The following is a 16,159-nucleotide window of genomic DNA, read 5'->3' on the forward strand; positions in this document are numbered from 1 at the left end:
CGTGGCCAGCGGCCCACGACGATAGCGGGGAACGGCGCCCGGCCGGGCGCCTGGACACCGGTGGCGGCCGGGCGGGACGATCCCCGCGAGATGCTCGGGCTGATCGCCGAGGGGCGCCCGAACACCGCGATCGCCTCCGCGCTGGTGGTCACGCCGGGTGCCGTGGAGAAGCACACCCAGCACATCTTCGTCAAGCTGGGCCTGGCCCCGGGCGAGGACCGGCACCGCCGCGTGCTCGCCACGCCGGCCTGCCTCCGGAGCCGACTCAGCCCCGGCCCAGCGCGCGTTCCATGTTCTCGACCATCCGGGCCAGGACCGTGATCGCCCGCTCGTACTCCTGCCGGGAGAGGCCGTCGGCGGCATGGCGGCGCACCCGCCCCACGGCGCGCCAGACCCGGTCGTGGGCCGCGGCGCCGTCATCGGTCAGCCGGAGGCGATCCGGCGCCGGGCGGGTCACCCATCCGCGGGCGGCGAGGTCGGAGACCGCCGCGGCGACGTCCCCGGGGAAGTCGCGCAGCGCGTCCTCGATCTCCGTCCCGGCCGCCTCTCCCCCGGCCAGTGAGTGCAGCACCTGCCAGTGCCGGCGGGTGAGCCCCTCCCCGGCGACGGCGGCGTCCAACGCCTCCTCGAGCAGCGCGTCGAGCCGCCTGACCCACCAGCCGATCGGACGCTCCGGCTCCGCCATGCCGGCATCCTGGCAGCCGATGTCGATCGCCGGCCTCCCGTGCGGGCGGCACCGGCCGTCAACTCGTTGGCGTCCCGTCGCACCCGGACGGTAGACACGACGCGTGGCCGACGACCTCTCCGCCCAGCTCCGCCCGATCACCGCCGACGAGTGGCCGGCCTTCACCCGCGCCATGCACACCGTCTTCGGTGATCCGCTGACCGGGCCCTACACGGACTCCGTGCCGCCGGTGGCCGAGCTGGACCGCTCGCTGGCCCTCTTCGACGACGACGGGCGGATCGCCGCCACCTCCGGGCTCTACAGCCTGCGGATGAGCGTGCCCGGCGGCGCCGTCGTCCCGACCGCCGGCGTCACCTGGGTGACCGTCTCCCCCACCCACCGGCGCCGGGGCGTGCTGACGGCGATCATGCGCCGGCAGCTCACCGAGCTGCACGAGCAGGAGCGCGAGCCGGTGGCGGCGCTGTGGGCCGCGGAGGGCTCCATCTACGGCCGGTTCGGATACGCCCCCGCGTCGTGGCGCGGCGGGTGGAGCGGAGAGGCCGGACGGCTGCGGCTGCGCGCCGACGTCGACACCGGGGACGGGCGCGTCCGGCTGGTCGACGCCGAGGAGTTCCGGCCCGCCGCGGCGCGGGTCTACGAGGCCGTGCGGCGCTGGGTGCCGGGCAACCTCGTCCGCGACGACCGCTGGTGGGGCCGCCGGCTGCTCGACGTCCCGGAGGAGCGGCACGGGGCGAACGAGCGCCAGTACGCGCTGCACGTCGGCGCGGACGGCGAGGTGGACGGCTACGCCGCCTACCGGATCAGGGGCAGGTACAACGCGGCCGGCGAGGCGGAGAGCACGCTGACCGTCGAGGAGGTGCGGGCCACCGGTCCCGCCGCCTACGCGGCGCTGTGGCGCTTCCTGCTGTCCCACGACCTGGTGCGCGCCGTCGCGGCGCCGCACGCCTCCGCCGACGACCCGGTCCGCCACCTGCTGACCGATCCGCGCGCGCTGCACGCCTCCCCGGTCGACGCGCTGTGGGTGCGGCTGGTCGACGTCGGCCGGGCGCTCGCCGCCCGCCGCTACCCGGCCCCCATCGACCTGGTGCTCGAGGTCCGCGACCCGTTCTGCCCGTGGAACGACGGGCGCTGGCGGCTCTCCGGGCACCCCGCGGGCGGCTACTGCGGCCGCACCGACCGCGACCCCGACATCGTGCTGGGCATCGAGGAGCTCTCCGCGGTCTACCTGGGCGGCGCCTCGCTGGCCGGGCTGCAGGGCGCCGGCCGGGTCACCGAGGTGAGCCCCGGGGCAGTCACCCTGGCCTCCACGGCGTTCGGCTGGCCGGTCGCGCCCTGGTGCCCCGACGAGTTCTGACCGCCCGGCCCGGGCGGTCAGAACTCGGGCTCAGTCGTTGCCCAGCTCCATGGCGGCGCGGTCGAGCAGCTCCTCCTCGGCCGACACCTCGCCGCGCGAGGCGATCACCTCGGCGCCACCGACGTCCATCGCACCGATGAGACCGGTGGCGGCGGCCTGCGCGGCACCGATCGCGGCCGGCGTCGTCCCGCCCACCATGCCCAAGACGGCGTACTGCTCGAGCTTGGCCCGGGAGTCGGCGATGTCGAGGTTGCGCATGGTCAGCTGACCGATCCGGTCCACCGGCCCGAAGGCGGAGTCCTCGGTGCGCTCCATCGAGAGCTTGTCCGGGTGGTAGCTGAACGCCGGGCCGGTGGTGTCGAGGATCGAGTAGTCCTCGCCGCGCCGCAGCCGCAGGGTCACCTCGCCGGTGACGGCCATGCCGACCCACCGCTGCAGCGACTCCCGGAGCATGAGCGCCTGCGGGTCCAGCCAGCGGCCCTCGTACATGAGCCGGCCCAGCCGGCGGCCCTCGCTGTGGTAGTTGGCGAGCGTGTCCTCGTTGTGGATCGCGTTGACCAGCCGCTCGTAGGCGATGTGCAGCAGCGCCATGCCCGGCGCCTCGTAGATCCCCCGGCTCTTGGCCTCGATGATCCGGTTCTCGATCTGGTCGGACATGCCCAGGCCGTGCCGGCCGCCGATGGCGTTGGCCTCCAGCACCAGCTCGACGGCCGAGCCGAACTCCTTGCCGTTGATCGACACCGGCCGGCCTTGCGCGAAGCCGATCGTGACGTCCTCCTGGGCGATCGGGACCTCGGGGTCCCAGAACCGCACGCCCATGATCGGCTGCACCGTCTCGACGCCGGTGTCCAGGTGCTCGAGGGTCTTGGCCTCGTGCGTGGCCCCCCAGATGTTGGCGTCGGTGGAGTACGCCTTCTCCGCGCTGTCGCGGTAGGGCAGGCCGTGCGCGACCAGCCACTGCGACATCTCCGTGCGGCCACCGAGCTCGGTCACGAAGTCGGCGTCCAGCCACGGCTTGTAGATGCGCAGCGACGGGTTGGCCAGCAGGCCGTACCGGTAGAACCGCTCGATGTCGTTGCCCTTGAACGTCGAGCCGTCGCCCCAGATCTGGACGTCGTCCTCGAGCATCGCGCGCACCAGCAGCGTGCCGGTGACGGCGCGGCCCAGCGGCGTGGTGTTGAAGTAGCTGCGGCCACCGGTGCGGATGTGGAAGGCGCCGCAGGTGAGCGCGGCGAGCCCCTCCTCCACCAGCGCCGCCCGGCAGTCGACCAGCCGGGCGAGCTCCGCGCCGTACGCCGTCGCCCGGCCGGGGACCGAGGCGATGTCCGGCTCGTCGTACTGGCCGATGTCCGCGGTGTAGGTGCAGGGCACCGCGCCCTTGTCGCGCATCCACGCGACCGCTACGGAGGTGTCGAGACCGCCGGAGAAGGCGATGCCGACGCGTTCGCCGGTGGGCAGGGAGGTGAGCACCTTGGACACGAGGGCAAGTATGCACGATGTTGCATAGTCATTCAGCGCCGCCTCTCCCGTCTCTGCTGCGGGAAACGGGACGCCGGGCCCGTCAGGGGTGCTGCGAGCGGGTGGGCAGGCCGCCGGCGGGACGGTGCCGGTCCCGCTCGTAGTCGGTGATCAGCCCGATCCGGCGGACGTGCCGCTCGTCGCCGCTGAACGGCGTCCGCAGGAACTCGAGCACCAGCGCGGTGGCCTCCTCGGCGCTGTGCTGCCGGGCGCCGATGGAGACCACGTTCGCGTCGTTGTGCTCCCGGGCGAGCTGGGCGGTGGCGGTGTTCCACACCAGCGCGGCGCGCACCCCGGGGACCTTGTTCGCCGCCATCTGCTCGCCGTTGCCGGAGCCGCCGATGACCACGCCGAGCGATCCGGGCTCGGACACCGTGCGCTCCCCCACCTCGAAGCAGAACGGCGGGTAGTCGTCCTGGGCGTCGTACTCGAACGCACCGCAGTCGACCGGCTCGTGACCGGCCTCGGTCAGCGCCTGCTTGAGGTGCTCCTTGAACTCCAGGCCGGCATGGTCGGTTCCGACGAAGACGCGCATGCCGGGGAGTCTGACAGGCTGCCCGGCATGGCGGTCCTGGGAGTCGACGGCTGGCGCGGCCGCTGGGTCGGGGCGCTGCTCGAGGGCCGTTCGGTGCGGCTGCTGGCGCTGGAGGACGTCGCTGGGGTGCTCGCCGTCCCCGACGTCGACGTGGTCGCCATCGACATGCCGATCGGGCTCTCGGACGACGGCGTCCGCGCCTGCGACGTGGCCGCCGCCAAGCTGCTCGGCGCGAGAGGGAGCTCGGTCTTCCCGGCGCCCGTGCGAGCGGTGCTGCGGACCGGCGACTACGCCGAGGCGCGGGCCATCTCCCGCGTGCACACCCGTCCCCCGCGCGCCCCCTCGGCCCAGGCGTTCCAGCTGGTGAAGGCAATCCGGCAGCTTGACGACGCGCTCGGCGATCCACCCACCGAACGAGTCGTGGAGGTGCATCCCGAGCTGTCGTTCTTGGCGCTTGACGAGCGAGTGCGCGACCCGAAGGTCACCGCGCGCGGCACGGTGCAGCGGCTCCGGGCGCTGCGCGAGGTGATGGACGTGGAGGACGCGCTGGCGGACGCGCCTGCCCGGGTGCCGGCGGTCGACGCGCTGGACGCCTGCGCGGCGGCGTGGTCGGCCGGGCGGATCGCGGCCGGCACGGCGCAGAGCGTGGGCGACGACGTCCGCGACAGCCGGGGCCGCCCGATGCGGATCAGCTGGTGACCACCGGCTGGCAGGAGGTGGCCGACGGGGTGCTGGTGCGGCGACACCCTGGCCTCGACCTCAACTGCGGGCTGGTCGTCGGCGACGGCGCCTGCCTGGTGGTCGACACCCGGTCGGACCTCGGCGAGGCGGCCGATCTCGCCGCCGCCGTCCGCGCCGTCACCACCCAACCCTGGACGGTGGTCAACACGCACGCCCACTACGACCACTGCTTCGGCAACGCGGCCTTCCGCCCGGCACCGATCTGGGGCTCGCGGCGCAGCGCGGCGGTCCTGCGCGACACCGGGGAGCGACAGCGCTCCGATCGGGTCGCCGAACTGCGGGCGACCGGCGATGCCGAGGGAGCGGCGCGCGTGGCCGCCGTCCCGCTGGACCCACCGGACCGCCTGGTGGACGACATCGCCGTCCTCGACGTCGGCGGCCGGGAGGTGGTGCTGCGCTTCCTCGGCCGCGGGCACACCGACCACGACCTCGTGGTGGAGGTGGAGACCGAGAGGGACGGCACCGTGCTCTTCGCCGGGGACCTGGTCGAGGAAGGCGCACCGTCGGCGTTCGAGGACGCCTGGCCGGCGGAGTGGCCGGCGACGCTCGGCCGGCTGCACGCGCTGGCCCGCGGCCCCGTGGTGCCCGGCCACGGCGCAGTGGTGGACGCGGCGTACGTCGGGGCGCAGCGAGCGGAACTGCTCGCCGTCGTCGCCGCGCTGCGGCAGGGCCGACCCGAGACGGGTCCCTACCCCGAGGCGACCATGCGCATCGCCGCGTCCCGCCCCGGCTGAGTCCCGGTCCCGGGACCTGCACCGCTCCGCTACCGGGCGGTCAGGAGCCGGTGACGCGGCGGACGACGGAGAGCGGGAGGACGCGCAGCAGCCGGGCGATCGGGCGCCACGGGAGCTCCGGGACGTAGCCGCGCACCGGTTCCCGCTCGACGACGTCGACCAGCGCCGTCACGCCCTTGTCCAGGCCCACGGTGAGCGGGCCGCGGCGGCCCTCGTTGATGTCGGTCGCGATGTAGCCCGGGAGCACCGTCGAGACGACGATCTGCGAGCCGTAGACGTCGGACCGGATGCCCTCGGCGAGGGAGTTGAGCGCCGCCTTGCTGGCCCCGTACGCGGTGCGGGTGCCGGGCATGCCGCGCACCGACGCGACCGAGGAGATGAGCACCAGGTGGCCCATCCCCTGGCGGCGGAAGATCTCCATGGCCGCCTCGCACTGGGCGTGCGAGCCGAGCACGTTGGTCAGCAGGACCGCCCGGTTGACGGCGGCCCGGCCGGTGCCCACCGAGGCGCCCTTGCCGATGCCGGCGTTGACGATCACCCGGTCCAGCCCGCCGAGCCGGTCGGCGAGCTCGGGCAGCACGGTCGCCACCGAGGCGGGGTCGTCGACGTCCATCGCGGCGACCTCGACGCGGATGCCGGGGTGCGCGGCGCGCAGCTCGGCCTGCAGCGACTCCAGCCGCTCGATGCGGCGGGCGCAGAGGGCGAGGTCCCGGCCCATCGCGGCGAAGCGGCGGGCCATGCCCTCGCCCAGGCCGGAGCTCGCTCCGGAGATCAGGATGCGCTGGCGGGTGGGGTGCGGCACCCGATCATGGTGCCGCACCCCGTCGCCCGGCGCTTTTCCGCGGTGAGGCTCCGGGGCTTTCCGCGGAGAAGCGCGGAAGGCGTCAGCGGCGGGTGAGCTCCAGGGCGTCGGCCGGGACGGAGGCCATGTCCGGGCCCGACGTGCGGGTGCGCTTGAGCTCCCAGAAGTCGGGCAGGTTGGCCAGCAGGACGGCGCCGTCGAAGGCCTTGCCGGCGTCCTCGCCGGTCGGGACCTTGCTGATCACCGGGCCGAAGAACGCCACGCCGTCGATGTGCATGACGGGGGTGCCGACGTCGTCGCCGACCGGGTCCATGCCCGCGTGGTGGCTCTTCTCGAGCACCTCGTCGTACTCCGTCGACCCGGCGGCCTCGGCCAGCTCGGCCGGCAGCCCGACCCGCTCCAGGGCGGGGGCGATGAGCTCGTCCAGCTCGCGCTCCTCGTGGTGCCGGAGCGTGCCCATCGCGGTGTAGAGGTCACCGAGCACCTCGTCGCCGTGCTGCTGCGCGGCCGCGATCGCCACGCGCACCGGGCCGATCGCCGTCTTCATCATCTCGGCGTAGTCCTCCGGCAGGTCGCGCCCGCGGTTGAGCACCGCCAGCGACATGACGTGCCAGTGCAGGTCGATGTCGCGGACCTTCGCCGCCTCGAGCACCCACCGGCTGGTGAGCCAGGCCCAGGGGCACAGCGGGTCGAACCAGAAGTCCACGCGGGCCCTGGTGGGGGCGCTCTGCACTGCGTCGGTCATCCGTGCTCCTCGCTCCGTGGCCCGGGCCGGGAGTGCCCGGGGCCGCTACTGGTGGCTGCCAAGGCCGGTGCCCGGCGGGTTGTTCCCGGCCGGGTCCGGCGGATGCGCCCCGGGCGGGGCGTCGTCGCCGCATGACAAGCTGCCCGCGTGGCCGTACCCAACCTGACCCGCACCGATGCCGCCGTCCGCGCCGAGCTGCTCGCCGTCCAGAGCTACGACATCTCCCTCGACGTCACCGACGGGGCCGGTCATCCCGGAGAGCGCACCTTCCGGTCGACGACGACCGTCGAGTTCACCTGCCGCCGGCCGGGCGCGGACACCTTCATCGACCTGGTCGCCGAGACGGTGCTCTCCGCGACGCTCAACGGAACCGAGCTGGACGTGCGCGGCTACACCGAGGACGGCGGCCTGCCGCTGCCCGGCCTCGCCGAGCAGAACACCCTCGTGGTGACGGCGGACTGCCGTTACTCCAACAGCGGCGAGGGCCTGCACCGCTTCCTCGACCCCGAGGACGGCCAGGTCTACCTCTACACGCAGTTCGAGCCGGCCGACGCCAAGCGCATGTTCACCTGCTTCGACCAGCCCGACCTCAAGGCCTCGTTCACCCTGCACGTGACGGCGCCGTTCGACTGGCAGGTCATCTCGAACACCGGTGACCGCACGATCGAGGCGGGCGAGGGCGGCTCGCAGCTGGCCCGCTTCGCCCCCACGAAGCGGATCTCCACCTACCTGGTCGCGCTGATCGCCGGGCCCTACGCCAAGGTCACCGACCTGCACGAGGGCATCCCGCTGGGCCTGTACTGCCGCGCCTCGCTGGCCCAGTACCTGGACGCCGACGAGATGTTCCGCATCACCAAGCAGGGCTTCGACTTCTACCACCGGGTGTTCGACTACCCGTACCCGTTCGACAAGTACGACCAGCTGTTCGTGCCCGAGTTCAACGCCGGGGCGATGGAGAACGCCGGCGCGGTCACCTTCCTGGAGGACTACGTCTTCCGGTCGAAGGTGAGCCGGGCGCGCTACGAGCGCCGCGCGGAGACGGTGCTGCACGAGCTGGCGCACATGTGGTTCGGCGACCTGGTGACCATGCGCTGGTGGGACGACCTGTGGCTCAACGAGTCCTTCGCCACCTACATCAGCACGCTGGCCCAGGCCGAGGCCACCGAGTACACGACGGCCTGGACGACATTCGCCAACACCGAGAAGGCCTGGGCGTACGCGCAGGACCAGCTGCCCTCGACGCACCCCATCGCGGCCGACATCCCCGACGTCGCCGCGGTCGAGGTCAACTTCGACGGCATCACCTACGCCAAGGGCGCCTCGGTGCTCAAGCAGCTGGTGGCCTACGTCGGCCGCGAGGAGTTCCTCACCGGCGTGCAGCGGTACTTCCGCCGCCACGAGTACGGCAACACGACGCTGGCCGACCTGCTGGGCCCGCTGTCGGAGAGCTCCGGGCGCGACCTGTCGGAGTGGGCCGACCAGTGGCTGCGCACCAGCCAGGTCAACACCCTGCGCCCGGTGTACGAGCTCACCGACGACGGCCGGTACGCCGGCTTCGCCATCGAGCAGACGGCGGTCGCCGAGCACCCGGTGCTGCGCAACCACCGGCTGGCGGTCGGCCTCTACAGCGAGGGCCCCGACGGGCTCACCCGCACGCACCGGGTGGAGCTGGACGTGGCCGGCGCGCGCACCGAGGTCCCCGAGCTGGCCGGCCACCCGGCGGCCGACCTGGTGCTGGTCAACGACGACGACCTCACCTACGCCAAGCTGCGCCTGGACGAGCGGTCGCTGACGACGCTGCGCACCCGGATCGGCGCCATTCCCGACCCGCTGGCCCGCGCGCTGTGCTGGTCGGCGGCCTGGGACATGACACGCGACGCCGAGCTGCCCGCCCGCGAGTGGGTGCAGCTGGTGCTCGCCGGGGTCGGCACGGAGACCGAGAGCAGCGTGATCCAGTCGCTGCTGGCCCGGGTGCAGGCCGCCCTGTCCTCCTACGCCGACCCGGCCTGGGCGCCCACCGGCTGGGCGCAGCTGGCCGACGCGGCCCTCGCCGCGCTGGAGACGGCCCCGGCGGGCAGCGACCAGCAGCTGCTGTGGTCGCGCACCCTGGCCGCCGCCGCCCGCACCGAGGAGCACGCCGCCGCGCTGCGCGGTCTGCTCGACGGCTCGCGGACGGTCGCCGGGCTCGAGGTCGACGCCGACGCCCGCTGGGCCTTCCTGCACGGGCTGGTCGCGATCGGCGCGGCCGGGGACGCGGAGATCGACGCCGAGGCCGAGCGGGACGCCACCGCCACCGGAATACGGCGGGCGGCCACGGCGCGGGCGCTGCGGCCGACGGCGGAGTCCAAGGAGGAGACCTGGCAGCGGGCCTTCACCGACGAGACGCTGCCCAACGCCGTGCACGAGGCGATGCTGCAGGGCTTCTGGCACCCGGCCCAGCGCGAGCTGACCGCCGGGTACGTCGACCGCTACTTCGCCGAGGTCCGCCCGGTCTGGGACCGCCGTCCGGGCGAGATCGCCAAGAACGCCGTCCAGTACCTGTTCCCGCCGGTGGTCGAGCCGCGCACCATCGCGGCGGCGGACGCGTGGCTGTCCGACGCCGAGCAGCCGCCCGCGCTGCGCCGGCTGGTGTTCGAGGGCCGGGACGGCATCGCCCGGGCCCTGCGGGCCCGCGAGCGGGACGCCGACGCCGGCCAGCGCTGAGCCGTACCCGCATCCGACGGAGCCCCGTCCACCAGCCGGTGGGCGGGGCTCCGTCGTCGTCCGCGCCCTCGATGATGATCAGGTCACCTGATCAACAGGGGTCCTGGCTCACCACCGGTGCTGAGCCAGGACCCGGAACGATCAGGTCACCTGATCAACAGTGGGGCGGGCAGACAGCACGGAGGCGCCGCACTCCCGAGGGGGTGCGGCGCCTCCGTCGTCGTTCAGTGCGGGCGCAGCCCCGCCGGGTGGCCGGCCTGGTCGGAGAGCTGGCGCAGGCCGTTGACGATGCCGCCCACCAGGTCACCGGAGCCGAAGGCGCTGGTCATGGAGAGCACGGCGAGCGCGCAGGCGCGGTCGGGCAGCCGGCGGGCCGCCCCGGCACCGGTCACGACCTCCACGACCCGCTGGCCGGGCGAGACGGCGAGCAGCACCGCGTCGGTCGGGTGGTGGCCGGAGCGGGCGTGCAGCTCCTCGGCGTGCGCGCGGGTCGGCGCGCGGAGCTCACCCACGTACAGCGTGAAGCGCAGCCCGGTCTCGCGGGAGGACATGGTCAGCGCCTCGTCGAGGCGCGCCAGCTCCCGGAAGCTGAAGACCTCGTCGAGCTTGGCCTCCGCCGTGCGCGGGTGGAGGGTGTCGCCGACGTCGGTGCCGGTGCGGGGGGTGTTGAGCTCGGGCGCGCGGGTCATGGCCGGCCTCCGGGGGTGGTCGTCGGAACGGAGCAGGGGGTCACCGGGTCACCAGGTCCCACGGGCGCCGCCGAGCGGCCCGGCGGGGTGCGGGAGGCGGGCGGCCGTGGCTCCGCCGTGCGCCCCGCCGGAGCCGGTGCCGACGGCGGGGCCGACCCCGTGCCCGGACTCCAGGGCGCGCTCACCCGGCTGCTCCGGGTACATCGAGGAGCCGAGGGCCGCGGTGCCGCTGCCCGGGACCGCGGCCGGCCCGTGCGCCGGGGCCGGGCCGTGCCCGCCGGTGGCCGCGGGATGCGGCTCGTACCAGACCGGGGCGTAGTTCCAGGGCTGGCCGGGCTTGTAGCGGGGGCGCCGGTCGGCGCCGGGCCTGAGCGTCAGCAACGCCAGCACGAGGACGATGGCCAGCGGGATGCCGGCGTAGACGAGGAGGGTCTCGGCGACGGTCACGCCGGACAACTTACCGGGGACCCCCGCGGTTCATCGGCTGTCGGTCCAGACGGCGGGGCGCCGGTGCGCCCAGGGCCGGGCCGCCTCGAGCTGCGCGGCCAGCGAGATGAGGGTCGCCTCGTCGGCCGGGCGGCCCACGAGCATGGTGCCGACCGGGAGGTCGTCGGCCGTCCAGTGCAGCGGCACGCTGACCGCCGGCTGCCCGGTGACGTTGAAGAGCGCGGTGAACGCGGCGTAGCGCTTCTGCCGCTCGAAGTCCGGCGCGCCCTCGCCGTCGGCCTGGAACCAGCCGATCGGCCGCGGCGTCATGGTCAGCACCGGGGCGAGCAATACATCGAAGCCGGCGGTGGCGCGGACGAACTGCCGGGAGAAGACCCGCAGCGCGAACATCGCCTCCATCGCGTCCCGGGCGGACAGGGCCAGCCCTCGGTCGCGCATCCAGCGGGTCAGCGGCCGCAGCTGGTCGAGCCGGTCGGGCGGGACCGGCAACGTGGTGGCGCTCAGCGCCCACACCCGCTCGAAGGACGGCAGGACGGCCGGGTCCAGCAGCCCTGCGGGCACGTCCTCGACCACGTGGCCGAGGTCCTCGAGCAGCCGGGCGGCGTCGTCGAACGCCCCGGCGACCTCCGGCTCGAGCTCGACGCCGGGCATCGGGGACTCGGAGTAACGCCCGATCCGCAGCCGGCCCGGCTCCCGGTCGGCGAGGGCGAGGAAGGTCTCCCCCGGCGGCAGCGGCGGCGCCCAGAACGGGTCGCCGATCTCCGGGCCGGCCATCGCGTCGAGCAGCGCCGCGGCGTCCCGGACGGTGCGCGCCAGCGGCCCGCTGGTCCCCAGGCCGGTGACCTCGCTGCCGTAGGGGGCGTTGCTGATCCGCCCGCGCGTGGGCTTGATGCCGACCAGGCCGTTGATGCTCGCCGGGATGCGGACCGACCCGCCGCCGTCGCTGCCCTGCGCGACGGGCACGAAGCCGGCGGCCACCGCGACCGCGGCGCCCCCGCTGGAGCCGCCGGCCAGCCGGGAGGGGTCCCACGGGGACCGGGCCGACCCGACCAGGTCGTTGTCGGTCCAGCAGGGGAAGCCGAACTCGGGGGTGTTGGTCTTGCCCACGCTGATCGTCCCGGCGTCGGCCAGCCGGGTCACGACGGCGTCGTCGACCGTCGGCACGAAGTCGGCGAACGCGGTGGAGCCGAACGTCGTCCGGACACCGGCGGTGTTGTTGAGGTCCTTGATCGCCGTCGGGACGCCGAGCAGCGGCGGCAGCTCGCCGCCCTCGCGCACCCGGGCCTCGGCAGCCGCCGCACCGGCGAGCGCCCGCTCGGGGGTCACCGTGATGAACGCCCCCAGGCCCGCGTCCAGCGCGTCGATCCGATGCAGCGCGTGCTCCACCAGCTCGGTGGGGCTCACCTCCTTCGCGCGGACGGCGGCGGCCTGCTCGAGCGCGGTGAGGTCGTGCAGCGAGGTCACGACCGGCACGCTAGCCCGTGGGGCTCACCCGGGGTCGGGAACGCCGATCGGGTTGCCGGCCGGCCACTCCCCCGCGGCGACGACGGCGCGCCGCACGGGGAGCAGCAGCTCCGCGAGCCGGTCGCAGCGGCGGTCGCCCAGCGCCCGCCACGGTCGGAGCGCCAGCCGGTCGGTGTCCGCCTCGACGTCGGCGACCACCACGGCCCCGGCGGCGGTCAGCCCGTCACCGGCCAGCCAGCCGCGGTCGCCGAGCCGCGCCGCGGCCTCGTCCCACGCGGTGTCGTCCCAGCCCCGCGCCTTCTGCAGCCAGGCGCGGTCGGAACGGCCGGCCGCGGCGGCGAGGACGTGCGCCTGCACGCCGTCGATCTCCCGGTGCACCAGCGCCACCGCGTGCCCGTCGCCCCGGTGCTCGCGCAGCGTGGTGAGCGCCTGCCACAGCACCAGGTGCGGCTCCCCGGGCACGGCCACCGCGGTGTTGGCGGCGGCCAGCGGACGACCGGGCAGGTCGACGGCGGCCGCCGCGGTCGCGGCCAGCTCCATCGCCTCGCTCGCCGCGGCGGAGCCGACCCACCCGTCCCCCAGCACCCGCCGGACCGCGGCGTCGACACCCTCCAGCCGCGCCGCCAGGGCCGCCGACGGCGTCGCCGACTCCCAGACGGCGGGCACCCGCCGGGCGACGAACCCCGGGGCGAAGTTCCCGAACGTCGCGGTGACGACCTCGGGGCCCACGGCGCCCAGCGGCGCCGCCCGGCCGGCGAAGTAACCCGCCCAGAAGCCGCGGATCCCCGCCGCCTCGAAGGCGGCCCGCGCCTCGCCGGCGAAGTAGGTCAGCGCGTGGAACGGCTCGGCGAGCGCCCACAGCCGGCGGGCGGTCGCGGGGCGGGCTGTCACGCGCTGACGCTCTCCGGCATGCCGAGCCACTCCCGCCACCGCGGGTCGACGGTGCGGTGGCCGAGCAGCCGCCACGCCGCACCGCTGGGGGTGCACGGCGGGTGCGGGAGCTTCCAGCCCAGCTCGGCCAGCGAGCGGTCGGCCTTGGTGTGGTTGCACCGGCGGCAGGCGGCCACCACGTTGTCCCAGGTGTGCGTGCCACCCCGGCTGCGCGGCACCACGTGGTCGATGCTCGTGGCCGAGCCGCCGCAGTAGACGCAGGTCTGCCCGTCGCGGGTGAACACCGCCCGCCGCGACAGCGGGACCGACGCCGGGTAGGGCACCCGGACGTACCGGGTGAGCCGCACGACGACGGGCACCGGGAGGCTCAGGGTCTCGGAGTGGCAGACGTCGGCGGCGACGTCGACGGACTCGGCCTTCTCGGCGAGCACCAGCACGATCGCCCGCCGGCTGGACACCACGCACAGCGGCTCGTAGGTGGCGTTGAGCAGCAGGGTGGCGCCCGTGGTCGCGGGCGAGGGCACGGGGACGAGCGGCGGGACGGGGTCGCGCCGCGAGCCTGGGTGACCCGCCGGCGTCGACCCGGGCGCGGAACGCGGCACGGATCACCTCCGGACGCCCCGGACCGCCGGGTGCTGCACGACCCGCGGGCAGCCCCATTCTGACCCGGGATCGCCGGGATGGCGCACTCGAAATCCGTCCGGTCCGGGCTCGCTGTCCCCGGCGCCGACTAGCGTGCCCGCCATGCGCTACCCGGAAGCCCCGCGGCTGGACCTCGTCGACGAGCTGCACGGCCACCGGATCGCCGACCCCTACCGCTGGCTCGAGGACGCCGCCGACCCCCGCACCCGCGCGTGGGCGCAGGCGCAGGACGAGCTCACCGCGGAGGTGCTGTCGTCGCTGCCCCTGCGCGAGCGCTTCGCCGGGAAGCTGGGCGAGCTGGTGCGCGCCGGCGCGGTCGGCCTGCCGGTGTGGCGCGGCGAGCGCGCCTTCTCCACCCGCCGCGACCCCGGGCAGGAGCACGCCGTGCTCCGGGTGCGCGAGGCCGACGGCAGCGTCCGGGTGCTCGTCGACCCGATGGCCCTGGACCCCGAGGGGACGACGACGCTCGACGCCTGGTCGCCGTCCTGGGAGGGCGACCGGCTCGCCTACCAGGTCTCCACGGGCGGCGACGAGGAGTCGCAGCTCTACGTCCTCGACGTCGCCACCGGCGAGCTGCTCGACGGGCCGGTCGACCGGTGCCGCTACTCCCCCGTCGGCTGGCTGCCCGGCGGGGAGGAGCTGTTCTACGTCCGCCGCCTCGCCCCCGACCAGGTGCCCGCCGGCGAGGAGCAGTTCCACCGCCGGGTGTGGCGCCACCGGGTGGGCGCGCCGGCCGACGACGACGTGCTCGTGCACGGCGAGGGCAGCGACCCGGCGAGCTACTTCGGCGTACGCACCAGCCGCGACGGCCGCTGGCTGGTCGTCTCCCGGTCGGTCGGCACCGCACCGCGCGACGACGTGTGGCTCGCCGACCTCGGCGGGGACGGCGCGCTCCGCGAGCTGCAGCTCGGCGTCGACGCGCAGACCGCCGCCTGGGTGGCCCGCGACGGGCGGCTGTGGCTGATGTCCGACCGCGACGCCCCGCGCTGGCGGCTCGCCGTCGCGGACCCGGCCGACCCCGCCACGTGGGCGCCGGAGCGGTGGCAGGACGTCGTCCCCGAGCAGGACGGCGCCGTCCTCTCCGACCTGGCGCTCGTCGACGCCCCGGACGGCACCCCGCAGGTGCTCGCCGTGCACGCCGTGGACGCCACCGACCGGCTGTCGCTGTGGGCGGCGGACGGCAGCGGCCGGATCGCCGACGTCGCCGCTCCCGGCGCGGGCAGCATCTCCGGCGTGAGCGCGCCGCCCGAGGGCGGCACCAGCGCCTGGGTCGGGTACACCGACTACGGCACGCCGCAGTCGGTGCTGCGCTGGGACGCCGCCTCGCCCACCGGTCTGGACGGCTGGGAGCGGGCCGACGTCGCCGGGGAGGTGCCGGAGCTCACCGTCGTCGAGACGCACGCGACGTCGGAGGACGGCACCCCGGTGCACCTGTTCGTGCTCTCCGGGACGGGCACGGCCGACCGACCGCGCCCGGCGGTGCTTTACGGCTACGGCGGCTTCAACGTCTCCCTCACGCCGGCCTACACGGCGCAGGCCCTGGCGTGGGTCGCCGCGGGCGGCGTCTGGGTGGTGGCGAACCTGCGCGGCGGCTCCGAGCACGGCGAGGAGTGGCACCGCGCCGGGATGCGCGAGCGCAAGCAGAACGTCTTCGACGACTTCGCCGCCGCCGCCGAGCACCTGGTGGCCGGCGGGTGGACGACGCACGGGCAGCTGGCGGTCATGGGCGGGTCCAACGGCGGTCTGCTGGTGGGCGCCACCCTGACCCAGCGCCCCGAGCTCGCCGCCGCCGTCGTCTGCAGCGCGCCGCTGCTGGACATGGTCCGGTACGAGCGCTTCGGCCTCGGCCGCACCTGGAACGACGAGTACGGCACCGCCGACGACCCCGTGGAGCTCGGCTGGCTGCTGGGCTACTCGCCCTACCACGCGGTGCGCGAGGGGACGGCGTACCCGGCGGTGCTGTTCACGACGTTCGAGTCCGACACCCGGGTCGATCCGCTGCACGGGCGCAAGCTCGCCGCCGCGCTGCAGCACGCCACCAGCTCCGCGGCCCCGGTGGTCCTCCGCCGCGAGGTCTCGGTCGGGCACGGCGCCCGTGCGGTCAGCCGGACCGTGGGCCTTGCCGCGGACCAGCTCGCCTTCCTGGCGGCACACACGGGCCTCACCGGCTGAGACAGCCGTGCGTCAGCATCCGGACACGCACTGTTGG

At 75.0% G+C, this 16,159-nt stretch carries 16 protein-coding genes; 6 read left to right on the forward strand and 10 right to left on the reverse strand.

Annotation, left to right across the window (positions count from 1 at the left end):
- Window positions 1-90: 90 nt before the first annotated feature.
- Window positions 91-321 (forward strand): LuxR C-terminal-related transcriptional regulator, encoded by a 231-nt coding sequence (locus tag O2W17_RS22260; RefSeq protein ID WP_442864534.1) that lies wholly within the window; start codon window positions 91-93, stop codon window positions 319-321.
- Here O2W17_RS22260 and O2W17_RS03075 read toward each other — a convergent pair.
- On the reverse strand, window positions 266-685 hold the full coding sequence (locus tag O2W17_RS03075) for a MarR family winged helix-turn-helix transcriptional regulator (RefSeq protein ID WP_269190923.1): 420 nt from the start codon (window positions 683-685) through the stop codon (window positions 266-268). The two genes, O2W17_RS22260 and O2W17_RS03075, sit on opposite strands and share 56 nt — an antisense overlap.
- A 103-nt stretch (window positions 686-788) precedes the next feature.
- On the opposite strand from O2W17_RS03075, the gene O2W17_RS03080 reads away from it, so the two are divergent.
- On the forward strand, window positions 789-2,039 hold the full coding sequence (locus O2W17_RS03080; RefSeq protein ID WP_269190924.1) for a GNAT family N-acetyltransferase: 1,251 nt from the start codon (window positions 789-791) through the stop codon (window positions 2,037-2,039).
- A 30-nt stretch (window positions 2,040-2,069) separates the two neighbouring features.
- Here the strand turns inward: O2W17_RS03080 and argG are convergent, their stop codons facing one another.
- Together argG and O2W17_RS03090 are read right to left on the reverse strand one after the other, a co-directional pair.
- The gene (gene argG, locus O2W17_RS03085; RefSeq protein WP_269190925.1) at window positions 2,070-3,518 is read right to left on the reverse strand and encodes an argininosuccinate synthase; all 1,449 of its coding nucleotides are present in this window, start codon (window positions 3,516-3,518) and stop codon (window positions 2,070-2,072) included.
- An 82-nt stretch (window positions 3,519-3,600) separates the two neighbouring features.
- The gene (locus O2W17_RS03090) at window positions 3,601-4,092 is read right to left on the reverse strand and encodes a ribose-5-phosphate isomerase (protein ID WP_269190926.1); all 492 of its coding nucleotides are present in this window, start codon (window positions 4,090-4,092) and stop codon (window positions 3,601-3,603) included.
- Window positions 4,093-4,119: 27 nt separating this feature from the next.
- Here O2W17_RS03090 and O2W17_RS03095 point away from each other — a divergent pair, with 27 nt between their 5' ends.
- Together O2W17_RS03095 and O2W17_RS03100 are read left to right on the forward strand one after the other, a co-directional pair.
- On the forward strand, window positions 4,120-4,791 hold the full coding sequence (locus O2W17_RS03095) for a DUF429 domain-containing protein (RefSeq protein WP_269190927.1): 672 nt from the start codon (window positions 4,120-4,122) through the stop codon (window positions 4,789-4,791).
- Window positions 4,788-5,567, forward strand: coding sequence for an MBL fold metallo-hydrolase (locus tag O2W17_RS03100; protein WP_269190928.1), 780 nt, complete (start codon window positions 4,788-4,790; stop codon window positions 5,565-5,567). Before O2W17_RS03095 ends, O2W17_RS03100 begins: the two co-directional genes overlap by 4 nt.
- A 40-nt stretch (window positions 5,568-5,607) precedes the next feature.
- Here O2W17_RS03100 and O2W17_RS03105 read toward each other — a convergent pair whose 3' ends face one another.
- Window positions 5,608-6,369 (reverse strand): SDR family oxidoreductase, encoded by a 762-nt coding sequence (locus O2W17_RS03105; RefSeq protein ID WP_269190929.1) that lies wholly within the window; start codon window positions 6,367-6,369, stop codon window positions 5,608-5,610.
- Between the two features lie 82 nt (window positions 6,370-6,451).
- On the reverse strand, window positions 6,452-7,114 hold the full coding sequence (locus O2W17_RS03110) for a mycothiol-dependent nitroreductase Rv2466c family protein (RefSeq protein WP_269190930.1): 663 nt from the start codon (window positions 7,112-7,114) through the stop codon (window positions 6,452-6,454).
- Window positions 7,115-7,261: 147 nt separating this feature from the next.
- Here O2W17_RS03110 and pepN point away from each other — a divergent pair, with 147 nt between their 5' ends.
- Window positions 7,262-9,817 carry an aminopeptidase N gene (gene pepN / locus O2W17_RS03115; RefSeq protein ID WP_269190931.1) on the forward strand — a complete coding sequence of 852 codons (2,556 nt, stop codon included), beginning with the start codon at window positions 7,262-7,264 and terminating at the stop codon, window positions 9,815-9,817.
- 224 nt (window positions 9,818-10,041) lie between these two features.
- On the opposite strand, the gene O2W17_RS03120 is transcribed toward pepN, so the two are convergent.
- Genes O2W17_RS03120 through O2W17_RS03140 form a run of 5 tightly spaced genes read right to left on the reverse strand, consistent with a single transcriptional unit; the run spans window position 10,042 to window position 13,832 of the window.
- Window positions 10,042-10,506: a DUF5130 family protein gene (locus O2W17_RS03120; RefSeq protein WP_269190932.1), complete on the reverse strand. Its 465-nt coding sequence runs from the start codon at window positions 10,504-10,506 to the stop codon at window positions 10,042-10,044.
- A 48-nt stretch (window positions 10,507-10,554) separates the two neighbouring features.
- A complete protein-coding gene (gene ctaJ, locus O2W17_RS03125) occupies window positions 10,555-10,953 on the reverse strand; it encodes an aa3-type cytochrome oxidase subunit CtaJ (protein ID WP_269190933.1) in 399 nt (132 codons plus the stop codon).
- Between the two features lie 30 nt (window positions 10,954-10,983).
- Window positions 10,984-12,417, reverse strand: a complete 1,434-nt coding sequence (locus O2W17_RS03130; RefSeq protein WP_269190934.1) for an amidase — start codon at window positions 12,415-12,417, stop codon at window positions 10,984-10,986.
- Window positions 12,418-12,441: 24 nt separating this feature from the next.
- Entirely contained in the window at window positions 12,442-13,308 is an 867-nt protein-coding gene (locus tag O2W17_RS03135; protein ID WP_269190935.1) for an SCO6745 family protein, read from the reverse strand.
- Window positions 13,305-13,832 carry an HNH endonuclease gene (locus tag O2W17_RS03140; protein ID WP_269190936.1) on the reverse strand — a complete coding sequence of 176 codons (528 nt, stop codon included), beginning with the start codon at window positions 13,830-13,832 and terminating at the stop codon, window positions 13,305-13,307. The genes O2W17_RS03135 and O2W17_RS03140 overlap by 4 nt, the downstream gene beginning before the upstream one ends.
- Window positions 13,833-14,052: 220 nt before the next feature.
- Between O2W17_RS03140 and O2W17_RS03145 the strand changes: the two genes are divergently transcribed.
- Window positions 14,053-16,122: a prolyl oligopeptidase family serine peptidase gene (locus O2W17_RS03145; RefSeq protein ID WP_269190937.1), complete on the forward strand. Its 2,070-nt coding sequence runs from the start codon at window positions 14,053-14,055 to the stop codon at window positions 16,120-16,122.
- Window positions 16,123-16,159 lie beyond the last annotated feature (37 nt).

This window comes from Blastococcus sp. VKM Ac-2987 (genome assembly GCF_026967805.1).
GTDB lineage: Bacteria > Actinomycetota > Actinomycetes > Mycobacteriales > Geodermatophilaceae > Blastococcus.